Annotated in this window: 15 protein-coding genes; 7 read left to right on the plus strand and 8 right to left on the minus strand. The window is 60.1% G+C overall.

Going from position 1 to position 15,338, the window contains the following annotated elements; genetic code table 11:
• Window positions 1-145: 145 nt before the first annotated feature.
• Window positions 146-1,129, minus strand: coding sequence for a threo-3-hydroxy-L-aspartate ammonia-lyase (locus ACJ8HT_RS11855; protein ID WP_089185858.1), 984 nt, complete (start codon window positions 1,127-1,129; stop codon window positions 146-148).
• A gap of 93 nt (window positions 1,130-1,222) precedes the next feature.
• Between ACJ8HT_RS11855 and ACJ8HT_RS11860 the strand changes: the two genes are divergently transcribed.
• From ACJ8HT_RS11860 to cobB, 6 genes are all read left to right on the plus strand, one after another.
• Complete coding sequence (locus ACJ8HT_RS11860) at window positions 1,223-1,864, plus strand: helix-turn-helix transcriptional regulator (RefSeq protein ID WP_038877816.1); 642 nt, start codon at window positions 1,223-1,225, stop codon at window positions 1,862-1,864.
• Between the two features lie 105 nt (window positions 1,865-1,969).
• Window positions 1,970-3,172, plus strand: coding sequence for a lipoprotein-releasing ABC transporter permease subunit LolC (gene lolC, locus ACJ8HT_RS11865; RefSeq protein WP_038877815.1), 1,203 nt, complete (start codon window positions 1,970-1,972; stop codon window positions 3,170-3,172).
• Window positions 3,165-3,869, plus strand: a complete 705-nt coding sequence (gene lolD, locus ACJ8HT_RS11870) for a lipoprotein-releasing ABC transporter ATP-binding protein LolD (protein ID WP_004941120.1) — start codon at window positions 3,165-3,167, stop codon at window positions 3,867-3,869. The genes lolC and lolD overlap by 8 nt, the downstream gene beginning before the upstream one ends.
• Window positions 3,869-5,116, plus strand: a complete 1,248-nt coding sequence (gene lolE, locus ACJ8HT_RS11875; RefSeq protein WP_025302503.1) for a lipoprotein-releasing ABC transporter permease subunit LolE — start codon at window positions 3,869-3,871, stop codon at window positions 5,114-5,116. Before lolD ends, lolE begins: the two co-directional genes overlap by 1 nt.
• 53 nt (window positions 5,117-5,169) lie before the next feature.
• On the plus strand, window positions 5,170-6,087 hold the full coding sequence (nagK, locus tag ACJ8HT_RS11880; RefSeq protein WP_194571293.1) for an N-acetylglucosamine kinase: 918 nt from the start codon (window positions 5,170-5,172) through the stop codon (window positions 6,085-6,087).
• Window positions 6,088-6,178: 91 nt separating this feature from the next.
• Window positions 6,179-7,015 (plus strand): Sir2 family NAD+-dependent deacetylase, encoded by an 837-nt coding sequence (gene cobB / locus ACJ8HT_RS11885; protein ID WP_033633293.1) that lies wholly within the window; start codon window positions 6,179-6,181, stop codon window positions 7,013-7,015.
• A gap of 48 nt (window positions 7,016-7,063) precedes the next feature.
• Here the strand turns inward: cobB and potD are convergent, their stop codons facing one another.
• A complete protein-coding gene (gene potD, locus ACJ8HT_RS11890) occupies window positions 7,064-8,107 on the minus strand; it encodes a spermidine/putrescine ABC transporter substrate-binding protein PotD (protein WP_194571291.1) in 1,044 nt (347 codons plus the stop codon).
• A 238-nt stretch (window positions 8,108-8,345) separates the two neighbouring features.
• Here potD and ACJ8HT_RS11895 point away from each other — a divergent pair, with 238 nt between their 5' ends.
• Window positions 8,346-9,056, plus strand: coding sequence for a MurR/RpiR family transcriptional regulator (locus ACJ8HT_RS11895; RefSeq protein WP_197651958.1), 711 nt, complete (start codon window positions 8,346-8,348; stop codon window positions 9,054-9,056).
• An 18-nt stretch (window positions 9,057-9,074) separates the two neighbouring features.
• Here the strand turns inward: ACJ8HT_RS11895 and ACJ8HT_RS11900 are convergent, their stop codons facing one another.
• The 6 genes from ACJ8HT_RS11900 to ACJ8HT_RS11925 all read right to left on the minus strand — a co-directional run bounded on the left by ACJ8HT_RS11900 (window position 9,075) and on the right by ACJ8HT_RS11925 (window position 15,300).
• On the minus strand, window positions 9,075-10,460 hold the full coding sequence (locus ACJ8HT_RS11900) for a family 4 glycosyl hydrolase (protein WP_197651957.1): 1,386 nt from the start codon (window positions 10,458-10,460) through the stop codon (window positions 9,075-9,077).
• Window positions 10,461-10,484: 24 nt separating this feature from the next.
• On the minus strand, window positions 10,485-12,044 hold the full coding sequence (locus tag ACJ8HT_RS11905; protein ID WP_195873646.1) for a PTS transporter subunit EIIC: 1,560 nt from the start codon (window positions 12,042-12,044) through the stop codon (window positions 10,485-10,487).
• 219 nt (window positions 12,045-12,263) lie between these two features.
• Window positions 12,264-13,046, minus strand: a complete 783-nt coding sequence (potC, locus tag ACJ8HT_RS11910) for a spermidine/putrescine ABC transporter permease PotC (protein ID WP_038877808.1) — start codon at window positions 13,044-13,046, stop codon at window positions 12,264-12,266.
• Entirely contained in the window at window positions 13,043-13,903 is an 861-nt protein-coding gene (gene potB, locus ACJ8HT_RS11915) for a spermidine/putrescine ABC transporter permease PotB (RefSeq protein WP_197651956.1), read from the minus strand. The genes potC and potB overlap by 4 nt, the downstream gene beginning before the upstream one ends.
• Entirely contained in the window at window positions 13,887-15,002 is a 1,116-nt protein-coding gene (potA, locus tag ACJ8HT_RS11920) for a spermidine/putrescine ABC transporter ATP-binding protein PotA (protein WP_060440168.1), read from the minus strand. The genes potB and potA overlap by 17 nt, the downstream gene beginning before the upstream one ends.
• Window positions 15,003-15,027: 25 nt before the next feature.
• Window positions 15,028-15,300, minus strand: coding sequence for a hypothetical protein (locus tag ACJ8HT_RS11925; RefSeq protein WP_194572125.1), 273 nt, complete (start codon window positions 15,298-15,300; stop codon window positions 15,028-15,030).
• Window positions 15,301-15,338: the final 38 nt, after the last annotated feature.

Consider the following 15,338-nt stretch of genomic DNA (forward strand, 5'->3'; position numbering starts at 1 on the left):
TCTTTAATCAATGTGTTAGAGGGCGTTCCGGCACGGATAACCCAGCGCCTTTATGCTGTTTATAGTAGCCCAGCGGCCGCCAAACTGACACAGCAAAAAGCGCTATACCCTGATGTTCCGCCTGTTATTTAACCGATGCGCCGCGTTAATTTTCGCCGGCCAGGGCGAGATAGTGCGCAATCTTGTCGACGTCAAGGTTGCCGCCGCTGACGATAACGCCGACCTTTTTACCGTGCAGATCGAGCAGGCCGTTCATCGCCGCCGCGGCCGCCAGGCAGCCGGTCGGCTCAACCACCATTTTCATCCGCTCCATAAAGAAGCGCATTTGCCGACACAGCTGGGCGTCGCTGACCGTCAGAATGCCTTCGACATAGGCCTGAATGATCGGGAAGGTCAGCTGCCCGACCTGTTGGGTCTGCGCGCCGTCGGCAATGGTTTTCGGCACCGGGATGTGCACCGGTTCACCGCGCTGAAAGGCTTGCTGAACGTCGTTGCCGGCTTCGGGCTCGACGCCGAACACGCGGCAGCCCGGCGACCAGTGATGCGCCGCTACCGCGCTGCCGGCCAGCAGGCCGCCGCCGCCGGTGCACACCAACAGCAGATCCAATGGCCCGGTCTCTTCAAACAGCTCCTTGGCGGCGGTGCCCTGGCCGGCGATCACCTGCGGATAATCGTACGGTGGCACCAGCGTCAGGCCCCGCTCTGCGGCCAGGCGTCGGGTGATTTCTTCACGATCTTCGCTGTGGCGCTGATAGATGACCACGTTGGCGCCGTAGCCGCGCGTCGCCGCCAGCTTGGCCGCAGGGGCGTCATGGGGCATTACGATGGTGGCGCTAACGCCCAATTCGCGCGCCGCCAGCGCCATCGCCTGTGCGTGGTTGCCGGATGAAAAGGCGATTACCCCGGCCCGACGCTGCTCTGCGCTGAGTTGCGCGATGGCGTTATAGGCGCCGCGAAATTTGAAGGCGCCGATGCGCTGAAAATTCTCGCACTTGAAGAACAGCTGCGCGCCGGCGATCTGGTCGGCCTGGCGCGAAGTCATGACCGGCGTGCGCAGGGCATGCCCGGCGATAACGTCGGCGGCGGTGGCAATATCGGTGGCGGTGATGCAGCGTGGGACTGAACTCATGGCGACCTCGCACAGGTAAGTGATGGACGATACATTGCTTGGTGTGGATTTTTAATTTACTCTTTGTAAAGTTATTGTCAAATGGTTAACTTAATGAGCGATCTCAGGCAGGAAAATGCGCTGTTGCTGCGCGAAGCGGAAAAAATTGTTCAGGCGTTGGGCGTGATGTTCGCGCCCGGTTGCGAAGTGGTGCTGCACGATCTGACCCAGCCCGATCGCGCCATTGTCGCCATCGCCAACAATCTATCCAACCGCCGCATCGGCGACGCCGCGACGGAAATGGGGCTGGAGCGCATCGCGTCGCCGGAGTTTCCAGACGTGGTGCAGAACTACGCCAGCGTGTTTCCGGACGGGCGCCCGGCCAAGAGCACCTCGATCGGCCTGCGCAATAGCCAGGGCCGCTTTGTGGCGGCAATTTGCCTCAATCTGGATGTGTCTATCTTCAACAGCGTCACCGCTATCCTGCAGCAGCTGACGGCGGTGGTGCAAAGCGCCGCGCCGCAGGCGGCGGAGAGTGCACGCTCGCTGTCGGACATCGCCGCGGCGATCAACGCGTTCGCCGCGTCGCATGCCACCCAGCCGCGCGCTTTGTCTTCCGAACAGCGGTTTCAGGTGGTGCAACAGCTGAAGCAGCAAGGGTATTTGCAACTGCGCGGCGCGGCCACCATGGTGGCCGAAGCGCTCGGCATCTCGCGGGTGTCGGTCTATAACCTGCTCAAGCGAGACGCCGGATGAGGGGCCGCCCGGCGCAATAAAAGGCCGCCGGGTGTTCCCTAAACGAGGGAGAGCCTTTATTATCCATGATCACTTTGCTTAAGCCACGGCTATCAAACGGATTTCATGTATCAACCTGTCGCGTTATTCATTGGCCTGCGCTACATGCGCGGGCGAGCCTCAGACCGCTTCGGGCGGTTTGTTTCCTGGCTTTCCACCATCGGCATTACGCTGGGGGTGATGGCGTTGGTCACCGTGCTGTCGGTGATGAACGGTTTCGAAAAGGATCTGGAGAACAACATCCTCGGCCTGATGCCGCAGGCGTTGGTTACCAGTCCGCAAGGATCGGTCAACCCGCAGCAGCTGCCGGCCTCCGAGGTGCAGAAGCTGCAGGGCGTCACGCGCGTCGCACCGCTGACCACCGGTGACGTGGTGCTGCAAAGCGCCCGCAGCGTGGCGGTCGGGGTGATGCTCGGCGTCAATCCCGACGAAGCCGATCCGCTGACCCCGTATCTGGTCAACGTCAAGCAGCAACAGTTGCAGCCGGGCCAATACAACATCATCATCGGCGAACAGCTGGCGGGGCAACTCGGCGTCAAGCGCGGCGATTCGCTGCGCGTGATGGTGCCGAGCGCCAGCCAGTTCACACCGATGGGCCGCATACCCAGCCAGCGCCTGTTCACCCTTATCGGCACCTTCCACGCCAACAGCGAGGTGGACGGCTATCAGCTGCTGGTCAACCAACAGGACGCTTCGCGCCTGATGCGCTACCCGGCCGGCAACATCACCGGCTGGCGCCTGTTCCTGCAGCAGCCGCTGGCGGTCGATACTCTCAGCCAACAGGCGCTGCCGGCGGGCACGGTCTGGAAAGACTGGCGCGATCGCAAGGGCGAACTGTTCCAGGCGGTGCGCATGGAGAAAAACATGATGGGGCTGCTGCTCAGCCTGATCGTGGCGGTGGCGGCGTTTAACATCATTACGTCGCTCGGCCTGCTGGTGATGGAAAAGCAGGGCGAGGTCGCCATTCTGCAGACCCAGGGGCTGACTCGCCGCCAGATCATGTCGGTGTTTATGGTGCAGGGCGCCAGCGCTGGCATCATCGGTTCGCTGCTCGGCACGCTGCTCGGCGTGCTGCTGGCCACCAACCTGAATAACCTGATGCCGATCCTCGGCGCCTTGATCGACGGCGCTTCGCTGCCGGTGGCGGTTGATCCGTTGCAGGTGACGATCATCGCCGTGGTGGCGATGGCGGTTTCCTTGTTGTCCACGCTTTATCCTTCATGGCGCGCTGCCGCCGTACAACCCGCTGAGGCTTTACGTTATGAGTAACCATCTTTTGCTGCAGTGTGACAACCTGTGCAAGACCTATCAGGAAGGCAATCTGCACACCGACGTGCTGCGCAATGTCAGTTTTGCCATGCAGCAGGGCGAGATGATGGCGATCGTCGGCAGCTCGGGTTCCGGCAAGAGTACCCTGTTGCACCTGCTGGGCGGGTTGGACTCACCGACCTCCGGCGAGGTGATCTTCAAGGGCGAATCGCTGAACGCCATGTCTTCGGCGGCCAAGGCCGAGCTGCGCAACCGCCAGCTGGGCTTCATCTATCAGTTCCACCATCTGCTGCCGGACTTCACCGCGCTGGAAAACGCCGCTATGCCGCTGCTGATCGGCGGTGCCAAGCCGGCGCAGGCGCAGGAGAAGGCGCGGGAGATGCTGGCGGCGGTCGGGCTGGAAAAACGCAGCAAGCACCGCCCGTCCGAGCTCTCCGGCGGCGAGCGTCAGCGCGTGGCGATCGCGCGCGCGCTGGTCAACAATCCGGCGCTGGTACTGGCGGACGAACCGACCGGTAACCTGGACAAACGCACCGCGGACAGCATCTTCGATCTGCTGGGCGAGCTGAACGTGCGTCAGGGCACCGCTTTTCTGGTGGTGACACACGATCTGCAGCTGGCCAAGCGCCTGAGCCGCCAGCTGGAAATGGCCGACGGTCACCTGCAGGCGCAGCTGACCCTGATGGGGGCCGAGTAATGGCGGGAGCCTCACTGTCCTTCCTGACGGCCCTGCGTTTCAGCCGCGGCCGTAAACGCGGCGGCATGGTGTCGCTGATCTCGGTCATCTCCACCATCGGCATCGCGCTGGGGGTAGCGGTGCTGATCGTCGGCCTGAGCGCGATGAACGGCTTTGAGCGCGAGCTGAAGAACCGCATTCTGGCGGTGGTGCCGCACGGCGAACTCGAGCCGGTCAATCAGCCGTTCAGCGGCTGGCCGTCGATTCTGCAGCGAGTGGAAAAGGTGCCGGGCATTGTGGCTGCCGCGCCGTACATCAACTTTACCGGCCTGATGGAGAACGGCGCGCAGCTGCGCGCGGTGGAAGTCAAAGGCGTTGATCCGCAGCAGGAGAGCCGACTGAGCGCGCTGCCGCAGTATGTGCAGGGCGACGCCTGGGCCAACTTCAAGCCCGGCGAGCAGCAGGTGATCCTCGGCAAGGGCGTGGCCGACGCGCTGGGCGTCAAGCAGGGCGCCTATGTGACTGTGATGATCCCCAACAGCGACCCGGAAATGAAGCTGCTGCAGCCGAAGCGCATTCGCCTGCACGTGACCGGCATTTTGCAGCTCAGCGGCCAGCTCGATCACAGCCTGGCACTGGTGCCGCTGGCCGACGCGCAGCAGTATCTCGACATGGGTGACAGCGTCACGGGCATCGCCCTCAAGATGAACGACGTGTTCGCCGCCAATAAACTGGTGCGCGACGCCGGCGAAGTGACTAATTCTTATATCTACATCAAAAGCTGGATCGGCAAGTACGGCTACATGTATCGCGATATCCAGATGATCCGCGCCATTATGTACCTGGCGATGGTGCTGGTGATCGGCGTGGCCTGCTTCAACATTGTCTCCACGCTGGTGATGGCGGTGAAAGACAAAAGCGCCGACATCGCGGTGTTGCGCACCCTGGGGGCCAAAGACGGCTTTATCCGCGCCATCTTCATCTGGTATGGGCTGCTGGCCGGGCTGCTGGGCAGCCTGAGCGGCGTGGTGATCGGGGTGATCGCCTCGTTGCAGCTGACCAACATCATCCGGGGCATCGAAAAACTGGTCGGCCACTCCTTCCTGTCGGGCGATATCTACTTCATCGACTTCCTGCCTTCCGAGCTGCACTGGCTGGATGTACTGATCGTGCTGGCGACCGCCATCGTGCTGAGCCTGTTGGCCAGTTGGTATCCAGCCAGGCGCGCCAGCCGCATCGATCCGGCGCGGGTGCTGAGCGGACAATAAAACCCACGGGGAGGCAGCGATGCCGCCCCGTTTTTTTAGCCTGGGGATGGGTTATGTACTACGGTTTCGATATGGGCGGCACCAAGATTGAGCTGGGGGTATTCGACGACAACCTGCAGCGTATTTGGCAAAAGCGGGTGCCGACGCCGCGTGAAGATTACCGGCAGCTGCTGGCCACGCTGTGCGATCTGACCCTTGAGGCGGATGCAGTTTGCGGCCGGCGCGGCAGCGTCGGCATCGGCATCCCGGGCCTGCCCAACGACGACGACGGCACGCTGTTTACCGCCAATGTGCCGGCGGCGATGGGGCGACCGCTGCCGCGCGATCTGGCGGCGCTGATCGGGCGCGAGGTGCGGGTCGATAACGACGCTAACTGCTTTGCGCTGTCGGAGGCCTGGGACGACGAGTTTCGCCGCTACCCGACGGTGCTGGGCATCATTCTAGGTACCGGCGTAGGCGGCGGCCTGATCGTCGACGGCAAGACGGTGCCTGGGCGTAACTATATTGCCGGCGAGTTCGGTCATTTGCGCCTGCCGGTTGACGCGCTAGAGGTACTGGGACGTGATGTGCCTCGCGTTGCCTGCGGGTGCGGCCACCAGGGTTGCATTGAAAACTACATATCGGGCCGCGGTTTCGAATGGATGTACGCCCATTTCTATGGCCGGCACTTGCCCGCTACCGAAATCATTGCGCATTATCAGGCGGGTGAACCGCAGGCGGTGGCTCACGTTGACCGCTTTATGGACGTGCTGGCAATCTGCCTGGGCAACCTGCTGACGGTGCTGGATCCGCACCTGGTGGTGATCGGCGGTGGGCTGTCGAACTTCGACGCCATTTACCAGGCGTTGCCGCAGCGGCTGCCGGCGCACCTGCTGCGGGTGGCCAGGCTGCCGCGCATCGAGAAGGCGCGCTATGGCGACGCCGGCGGCGTGCGCGGCGCGGCGTTCCTCAATTTGGCGCGCCCAACGTAATGGGCGTTGAGGCCGGGCGTGAATGTATGCAGCCAACAACGCCGTAACGTCCAGTAAGAAGGGTAAACAGGGAAAAGTAAGGAGAGAGTTAATGTACACTCGCCATCGGCTGTGTCAGTTTCGCAAGAGTAAGCATGTGCTGCATCAGCGCTTTCGTTCACGCATTTTTCACCGTGACACCATGGCGGCGGCCGAGCTGAAAAAGCCGTTTGTGGTGGTGTTGACCGGGGCCGGCATTTCGGCCGAATCTGGCATTCGCACCTTCCGTGCCGCGGATGGGTTGTGGGAAGAGCACCGGGTGGAGGACGTCGCCACACCGGAAGGTTTTCAGCGCGATCCGGCGCTGGTGCAGGCGTTTTACAACGAACGCCGCCGTCAGCTGCAGACGGAGGAGATCGCCCCGAACGCCGCGCACCGCGCGCTGGCGGATCTGGAAGAGTGGCTGGGGGACAACTTCCTGCTGGTCACGCAAAACATCGATAACCTGCATGAGCGCGCCGGCAGCAAGCGGGTGCTGCACATGCACGGCGAATTGCTGAAGGTGCGTTGCACCCAGTCGGGCCAGGTGTTCGAATGGCCCGGCGATCTCAGCGTTGATGACCGTTGCCACTGCTGCCAGTTCCCGGCGCCGCTACGGCCGCACGTGGTGTGGTTCGGCGAGATGCCGCTGGGCATGGACGATATTTATCAGGCGCTGAGCAAGGCCGATTTCTTCGTCGCCATCGGCACCTCCGGCCACGTCTATCCGGCGGCCGGCTTCGTGCATGAGGCGCGGCTGGGCGGCGCCTACGCCATGGAACTGAACCTGGAGCCGAGCCAGGTGGAGAGCCAGTTCGACGAGAAACACTATGGCCTGGCCAGCGAAGTGGTGCCGCGTTTTGTGCACAAGTTCCTGGTGGGCAAGGTGGCGCGGGCCGACAGACCCTGAGAAAGGCATCAGGGCGCACTGCGCGCCCTGATGGGATGGCGGGGCGTGTTAGCGCCCGGCTTTCAGCTTTTGGAAGTAGCTTTCGTACAGCGTGCTGGCGTCGCCGACGTCGTTTTGCCACTCGCCGTGCTCAATCACCGCCTTATCCGGGTAGAGTGACTTGTCGTTGGCGATCTCCGGCGACAGCAGCTTCTTCGCCGCCAGGTTCGGCGTCGGGTAACCGATGGTTTCCGCCACCTGCACCGCGATTTCCGGCCGCAGCAGGAAGTCGATCAGCTTCAGCGCTCCCTCGACGTTGCGCGCGTTGGCCGGAATGGCCAGGCTGTCCATCCAGAAGATCCCGCCTTCCTTCGGCCAGACGATCTCCAGCGGCGTGCCGGCCTGGCGCGCCACGAAGGCCGAACCGTTCCACACCATGCCGACGTTGACTTCCCCCTCCATAAACGGGTTGCCCGGGTTGTCGGAGTTGAAGGCCAGCACGTTTGGCATCAATTTCTGCAGTTCGTGATAGGCGGCTTCGATCTCTTTCGGGTTGGTGGTGTTGCCGGAATAGCCCAGCTTGAGCAGCGCCATCTGGAACACTTCGCGCGCGTCGTCGGTCAGCAGCAGGCGGCCTTTGTACTGCGGCTGCCACAGATCGGCCCAGGCGGTAACGGTAGAGGGATCCTGCGCGTCGCTGTTGACGCCGATAGCGGTAGCGCCCCAGATGTAAGGAATGGAATAGTCGTTGTTAGGATCGAACGGCTTGTTCAGCAGGGCAGGATCGAGATCCTTGAAGTGGCTGAGCTTGCTCTTGTCGATCTTTTGCAGCATACCTTCCTTGCTCATCTTGGCGATGAAGTAGGTGGAAGGCACCACCAGATCGTACGCGCCGTCTTTATAGGTCTTCAGCTTGGCGTACATGCTTTCGTTGGATTCATAGGTGGAATAGATCACCTTGATGCCGGTTTCCTTGGTGAACTGCTCCAGCAGCCCCGGCGGAACGTATTCAGTCCAGTTATAGAAATACAGCGTTTTGCCGTCAGAGGCGTTTGCAGAGCAGATACTCAGCGCCATCATCCCGGCTGCGAGCAGATGTGACCACTTTTTCATGCAGCGTATCCTTCAGCAGTAGTGAGCTGAACCCGTATGGGCAAACCGTTTGGCGGCCGCGCCATACCCCAGAAAGGGGCCATTATAGGGGCCGGGGCGGGGTGGGTAAAGGCGGTTATCCCGCTGGCAAATCAAGGGGTTTGGCGACCTAAAGCGCATCACAATTTAATTGTCTCACACTGGACAGGCGGTGAAGCGCGTGCGAAACAATAATTTTGGCGAATAAACGAGGGCGGCAATGAACTTCAAACAGATCTTCAGCCAGGCAGAGCTCAGCAAGACGGATATGACGATTTTGCACTGCATTCTCGACAACCCGGACGCCTGCATCGACGACGGTATCCGCGTGGTGTCCGCACGCTGCTACAGTTCCCCCTCAACGCTGGTGCGACTGGCTAAAAAGCTGGGCTTTCGCGGCTATCTCGAACTGGTCTATTTCATCAAATTCAACCTGGCGATGGCACCAGCCTACCAGGCGGAATGCGCTACGTCGGCGGCGCCGCCGGCCCAGCAGACGCAGTTTCTTGATCTGCTCGATAGCGGAAAAATCCTGATCCACGGCAGCGGTTTCTCGCAGCTGGTCGCGCAGTACATGTACAACAAGTTTATGACGTTGGGCGTCGACAGTTACCTGTCGCTGTGGCCGGATTTCGATATTCTTGATCGGGAGACACGCTTTCGTTTCGATATGGTGATCGTGATTTCAAAGTCGGGCAACAGCGGTTCGGCGCTGAACTGGGGGGAGGCGGTGAAGCGCAACCGCATCCTGTTGGCGGCATTTTGCGGCGACGGGAATAGTCCGCTGGCGCAGCAGGCCGATATGACCTTTCTGTTTGAAGATCGGCAAAAATACGATCACGATATCTACTATCCCAACCCGTTTTTCGGCCACTGCCTGTTGGGATTCGAGAATGTGATCACCGCCTGGTTTGAGCGACGCAGCCGCTGACGGCTGCGTCGCGCCGTTTTAGTGCCAATGCTCGGCATACTGGCGGTGGGCCTGCAGATACTCCTCCACCAGCGTTTTAGCCAGCGAATAGGAGTTGACCAGCGGGTGCACCATCAACGCTTTGATGGCCAGTTGGCGATTGCCGATCAAAATCGCCGCCACCGCCAGGCGCTCGTACTCTTTCACCTGCGAAATCAGGTTCTTTTGGGTGTCGGGAATATCGCGCATTTTGACCGGCTGAATGCCGGCGCTGCTCAATTCGCAGCTGATTTCGATCACGTCTTCCGGGTGCAGAAAATCGAGCGTGTCGCGGTTTTGCATCGATACCACCACGCGTTTTTGTCGGCCGCTGTTGACTGCCTCCAGAATATCGATCGCCACCCCGGCATAACCGCCGCTGTCAGGCTGTTCGATAAATTGCTGCAGCGTTAGCATCGCGCGCGTTTTCACCTTGTCCTGGTTGGACTCACGCTGCATGTACGAGTTTTCGCGCTGCAGGTAATGGCTGAAGTAGACAGAGAAGGCGTGTTCCAACTGGCGGGGGATGTCCAGCTCACCCAACTCTGACAGCATTTGGCGGTTGATCGCCGCGATTTGTTCGCCTCGGGTCTCGCCGCCCGCGACGATGGCGGCGATCGCCTGCTCACGGTAGTAGTAATAATAGAGATACTCGTTGAGCATCAGGTTGTCCGACAGCGCCACCAGCTCCGGCGAGAAGTACTTCATGCAGGTCTCGCGATACAGGCGCGGATCCGCCAGCAACCGGTCTGTGACCGGTTCGCCGTTGACGCGCGCATTGCGGAACCAGGAAAGGTGGTTGAGGCCGAAGCAGTCGACGCTCAGTTCGTCTTCGCGGCAGCCCAGCAGTTTGGCCAGTTCGCGGATAAACTCGCTGGGGGCGTCGCAGATGCCGTAGACCCGGCGTTGGAAGCCGGATTTGATGATCGCCTCGGTCACCATGCCGGAAGGGTTGGTGAAGTTGAACAAGACCGCGTTCGGTGAGGAAACCTGCTCGATCAGGCGGCAATAGTCAAGGATCGCCGGAATCGAGCGCATCGCCATGGCGAAGCCGCCGGCGCCGGTGGTTTCTTGCCCGAGCAGCTGGTGATTGAGCGCGATGCGCTCGTCATGAATGCGGCCTTCCTCGCCGCCGATGCGCAGGGTGGTGATGATGTAGTCGGCGCCGGTCAGCGCCTGGCGCGGATCGCTGCTGAGGTTGAAAGCAATGTCGCCGCGAATGCGCTGGAACACGCCCTGCGCGAGGGCGCCGTAGATCGCCAGATGGCGCTCATCGGTATCCATAAACACCACTTCGGTAATGCCGATGCGGTGGGCGTTATAGGCGATGGATTTGGCGAGGAACGGGGAACGCACGCCGCCGCCGCCAAGAACGGTTAATTTCATTCGATATCTCCCATTAATAATGCGTTAGAGTGCCGCTAAATATTTCTCTACCTGATTTTTGACCTTGCCGACCGTGACGCCGTAAATAACCTGCACTTCACGGCGATTCTTCACCACGCCTTTGGCTCCGGTGCTTTTCAACGCGGCTTCATCCACTCGCGCCATATCCTTTAATTCCACCCGTAGCCGGGTAAAGCAGTGGTCGACGGAAATAATGTTCTCCTTGCCACCCAGCGCGCGAATAATGATGCCACTTAGTTCGTCCGGGGTATTCTTGCGGTTCTGGTAATCCTGTTTGGAATAGAGTTTGACGTCTTGGTCATCTTCACGGCCCGGCGTTTTCAGATTGAGTTTCAGCACCAGCGTTTTAAACACCAGGTAATACACTGCGAACTGAACCAGACCAATGACCACATATAGCGGCCAACGGGTGAGTGAGACCGGTAGCGGCAGGTTGTAGGCCAGGAACTCGACCAGCCCGCTGGCGCCCCAAGGGCGCACCTGGAACAGGTTGCAGGCCACCTGCGACAACGCGGTCAGCACGGCGTGGATCACCCACAGCAGCGGAGAAATAAACAGGAAAGTGAACTCTATCGGCTCGGTGATACCGACCAGAATTGAGGTGGTGATGGCCGGGATGAGAATCGCCTTGGCCAGCATCTTCTTTTCCGGCTTGGCGGTGTGATAGAAAGCCAATGCCGCCCCCGACAGGCCGAAGATGGTCACCATACCCTGCTGCGAAAAACGCAGCGCTTCGTTCATCAGCGGCGAGATGTTCGGGTCGCGCATATAGGCCAGGAAAATCGCCTGTGAGCCGGAGACGGTCTGCCCGTCTTGCACGATCGAGCCGCCGATGCTGGTGAGCTGGAACGGTGACCAGATAAAGTGGTGCAGCCCGGTGGGGATCAGGAATTTCTCGAAGAAGCCGTAGACGAAGACTCCGAGTGAGCCTGAGCTTTTCATAAAGCCGGTTAGCGCGATCAATCCCTGCGAGATGGCCGGCCACAGGTAGCTGAAGGCGACGGCGTACAGCATGATGATCGGCGTCATGGCGATCAGCACCAGCTTGGCGCCGCCATAGACCGAGAACACGCCGTTGAGTTCGACGTTGCACAGGCGGTTGTGCACCCAGGCGAGGGTGACGCCGAGGATAAGACCGAGAAAAATGCCCATATCCACCACGGTAAAGCCCAGCAGTTCCGTCTGCCCGGTGCCGTAATATTCGCCGTTGATCTTGGCCGCGACGTGGCCGCTGAGCTGCAGGTAGGACGAATTGGCACCGAGGAACATGATAAAGCACATCACCGCGACCAGTGCCGCTTCGCTTTTCTTGTCTTTGGCCAGGCCGTAGGTAATGCCGATGCAGAAAATCAGCCCGAGGTTGCCGAATAACGGCCAGAAGGTATCGCCGATCATTTTACCGATAGAGAAGACGGTGGAATGTTCATTGATTAATGTCGCGTTGGTGAGAATAGAACTGAGCGCCAGAATCAGACCGATCACCGGCAGGAAAAATATCGGCCCCATCATGGCTTTGGAGAAAAGCTGCAGCTTGCTTAAGATATTATCGATAATACCTTTCATGGCAGTTCCTTTTTTATATTTTAATGGATGACGACGTTGCTGAATAAACTCCCTGGAAGCGAGAAAAAATAAGGCACCTTGCCTGGGTTCAGTTATAGGGGGAAGTTTTCGCCGCCGCAATCGGCGAGGCGGAAATAGGCACCGATGGTCAGCGGATGACAACCGGTGCCGATTGTGAAGGGGGTCACAACCGGGCGCCGCAGCGCCCGGCGGGAAGGGTTATTCGGCCTTGGGCGAGCGATCGCGCATCACCCACTGGCTGGCGATCACCAGCACCAGCGACAGCAGCAGCAAAATGGTGGCCAGCGCGTTGACCTCCGGTGAGACGCCGACTTTCACCATCGAATAGATCTTCAGCGGCAAGATTTCGTAGCTTGGCCCGGTGACGAAGGAGGAGACGACCACGTCGTCCATCGACAGGGTGAAGCTCAGCAGCCAGCCGGCCGCCACCGCCGGCATCGCCAGCGGCAGGATGATCTTGCGCAGAATGGTGAGCTCGCTTGCGCCGAGATCGCGCGCGGCTTCCAGCATCTTCACATCGAACCCCTTCAGGCGCGCGTAGACGGTCACCACCACGAACGGCAGGCAGAAGGTGATGTGCGAGAACAGCAGCGACCAGAAGCCGAGCGAAATGCCGAGCAGCATGAACAGCACCAGCAACGAGATGGCCATCACGATGTCCGGCGACATCATCACCACGAACAGCATGCCGCCGACGAACGGCTTGCCGCGGAAGCGGTAGCGGTACAGCGCCACCGCGGTCAGCGAGCCGATCAGCGTGGCGAAGGTGGCGGAGAGCACCGCCATGGTCAGCGAATGGCCTGCGGCCTGCAGCAGGCTGTCGTTGTTGAGCAGCGTGCTGTACCACTTGGTGGTGGCTCCTTGCCAGCTGATGCCGAAGCGCGAGGCGTTGAAGGAGTTGACGATCAGGATGACGATCGGGATATACAGGTAAGCGTATACCAGCGTCATAAAGCCGCCGCGCAGCAGACGTCCGATCATGCCAGATCCTCCTTCTTGTTCAGCAGGCGGGCGACCCGGTAATAGATCAACAGCAACAGCCCCATCACCAGCGTCAGGCAGATGCTGGTGGCCGCGCCGAACGGCCAGTCGCGGATATTGAGGAACTGGCTTTTAATCACGTTGCCGATCAGCAGATTCTTGGCGCCGCCCATCAGATCGGCGACGAAGAACAGTCCCATCGCCGGCAGCACCACCAGCAGGCAGCCGGCGATAATGCCCGGCATGGTCAGCGGCACGATGATGCGAATAAAGGTCTGCAGCTTGCTGGCGCCGAGATCGCGCGCCGCCTCCAGGCAGGACTTATCGAGTTTTTCGATGCTGGAATAGAGCGGCATCACCATAAACGGCAGCAGGATATACACCAGGCCGAGGATCACCGCTTCTGAGGTGTACATGATGCGCAGCGGCTTATCGATGACGCCGATCCACAGCAGCGCGTCGTTGAGATAGCCACGTGTGCTAAGAAACAGCTTCAGGCCGTAGATGCGGATCAGCGAGTTGGTCCAGAAGGGCACGATCAGCAGAAACAGCAGCAGCGGCCGCATCTTCTGCGGCAGGCGAGCCAGGATAAAGGCGAACGGGTAGCCGATCGCCAGGCAGCACAGGGTGGCGATCAGCGCCATGTTCAGCGAGTGCAGAAGCACCTGGGCGTAGAGCGGATCGAACAAGCGCCGATAGTTATCCAGCGTGAACACCATCTGCACCAGGTTGGCGTCGTCGCGGGTCAGGAAGCTGGTGGCGATGATCATCAGGTTCGGCATGAACACGAACAGCAGCAGCCAGGCGACGACGCCGACGATCACCACATTCTGGAAGACTTTACGCGATTTCTTCATCGGCCAGCACCACCTCCCAGCTTTCAACCCAGGTCACCGCCATCTTCTGGTTGAGCGAGTGGTCGACGTCCGGATCGTCTTCATTGAAGAACTCGCTGACCATCACCGTTTTACCGCTCTCCAGCTCAACCACCGACTCCAGCGTCATGCCTTTGTAGTTGCGCTCGCGCACGTAGCCGATCAGCCCGTCGTGCTGCGCGCTGTCGTTCACTTCTTCTACCCGCAGATCCTCCGGGCGCAGCAGCACCTTCAGCTTTTGGCCCGGCTCCACCGGCAGATCGGCGTAGATGTCGCACTCGCGGCCTTCGACGTTGGCGCGCACCCGCTGCGCATCGAGGCGCTGCAAGACCACCGCGTCGAAGATGTTGATCTCGCCGATAAAGCTGGCGACGAACAGGTTCTTCGGCTCTTCGTAGATCTCACGCGGCGTGCCGTCCTGCTCGATGCGGCCTTCGCGCATCACCACGATGCGATCCGACATGGTCAGCGCTTCTTCCTGATCGTGGGTGACGAACACGAAGGTGATGCCCAGCTTGCGCTGCAGCGCCTTCAGCTCGTTCTGCATCTGTTTGCGCAGCTTGTAGTCCAGCGCCGACAACGATTCGTCCAGCAGCAGCACCTTCGGCTTGTTGACCACTGCGCGGGCGATGGCCACGCGCTGCTGTTGGCCGCCGGAGAGCTGGCCCGGCCGCCGCTGGGCGAACGCGTCCAGCTGCACCATGCGCAGCGCCTCTTCGACGCGCGGCGTCAGTTCCGCCGCCGGCACCTTTTGCATGCGCAGGCCGAAGGCGACGTTGTCGAACACCGACATGTGCGGAAACAGGGCATAGCTCTGAAACACGGTGTTGACGTGGCGGTGTTCGGCCGGAATGGCGGTGATGTCCTGGCCGTCGAGCACGATGCGGCCCCGGTCGGCGTCTTCCAGACCGGCGATCAGGCGCAGCACCGTGGTTTTGCCACAGCCGGAGGGGCCGAGAATGGTAAGGAATTCGCCGTGGTTAATCGCCAGTTCGAGATCGGCAATGATGGTTTTGCCATCGAACGCTTTGCTCAGGGCATGCAGTTCAACAAGGGGAGTCAGAGAGGATGTCTCAGTCATTTATCGTATTACTCTATCCCGTGGGCTAATGCAGATAGAACCGCAACTGGAAAAGACTGCCGGAGCTTGCGGAATGCCCGCTGTTCAAATGAAGCTCAAACCAGTTGCGCCAATGGAAATTTTTCGAGCGCGCATGATAGACGCTGAATGCCGGAATTGAAAGCCGATCCGGCCCAGATGCCGTGTTTTTCATCATGATAGCGACAAATGACCCTGTGATGACAGTGTTATTACCCTCAGAAATCATCACAAAGATTAATGATATTGGCGAATTCTGGTTAAAAATGACCTGACGCAATATTTGATCCTGATCGGTTCCGCATAATGAAACGCGAT

It is taken from the genome of Serratia sp. CY44782, assembly GCF_052168715.1.
GTDB classification, from domain to species: Bacteria; Pseudomonadota; Gammaproteobacteria; order Enterobacterales; family Enterobacteriaceae; genus Serratia; species Serratia nevei.

Bases quoted from the DNA above. Each gene is read 5' to 3' on its own strand.
- ACJ8HT_RS11855 (WP_089185858.1), bottom strand. From the start codon at position 1,129: ATGAGTTCAGTCCCACGCTGCATCACCGCCACCGATATTGCCACCGCC.
- ACJ8HT_RS11860 (WP_038877816.1), top strand. From the start codon at position 1,223: ATGAGCGATCTCAGGCAGGAAAATGCGCTGTTGCTGCGCGAAGCGGAA.
- lolC (WP_038877815.1), top strand. From the start codon at position 1,970: ATGTATCAACCTGTCGCGTTATTCATTGGCCTGCGCTACATGCGCGGG.
- lolD (WP_004941120.1), top strand. From the start codon at position 3,165: ATGAGTAACCATCTTTTGCTGCAGTGTGACAACCTGTGCAAGACCTAT.
- lolE (WP_025302503.1), top strand. From the start codon at position 3,869: ATGGCGGGAGCCTCACTGTCCTTCCTGACGGCCCTGCGTTTCAGCCGC.
- nagK (WP_194571293.1), top strand. From the start codon at position 5,170: ATGTACTACGGTTTCGATATGGGCGGCACCAAGATTGAGCTGGGGGTA.
- cobB (WP_033633293.1), top strand. From the start codon at position 6,179: ATGTACACTCGCCATCGGCTGTGTCAGTTTCGCAAGAGTAAGCATGTG.
- potD (WP_194571291.1), bottom strand. From the start codon at position 8,107: ATGAAAAAGTGGTCACATCTGCTCGCAGCCGGGATGATGGCGCTGAGT.
- ACJ8HT_RS11895 (WP_197651958.1), top strand. From the start codon at position 8,346: ATGAACTTCAAACAGATCTTCAGCCAGGCAGAGCTCAGCAAGACGGAT.
- ACJ8HT_RS11900 (WP_197651957.1), bottom strand. From the start codon at position 10,460: ATGAAATTAACCGTTCTTGGCGGCGGCGGCGTGCGTTCCCCGTTCCTC.
- ACJ8HT_RS11905 (WP_195873646.1), bottom strand. From the start codon at position 12,044: ATGAAAGGTATTATCGATAATATCTTAAGCAAGCTGCAGCTTTTCTCC.
- potC (WP_038877808.1), bottom strand. From the start codon at position 13,046: ATGATCGGACGTCTGCTGCGCGGCGGCTTTATGACGCTGGTATACGCT.
- potB (WP_197651956.1), bottom strand. From the start codon at position 13,903: ATGAAGAAATCGCGTAAAGTCTTCCAGAATGTGGTGATCGTCGGCGTC.
- potA (WP_060440168.1), bottom strand. From the start codon at position 15,002: ATGACTGAGACATCCTCTCTGACTCCCCTTGTTGAACTGCATGCCCTG.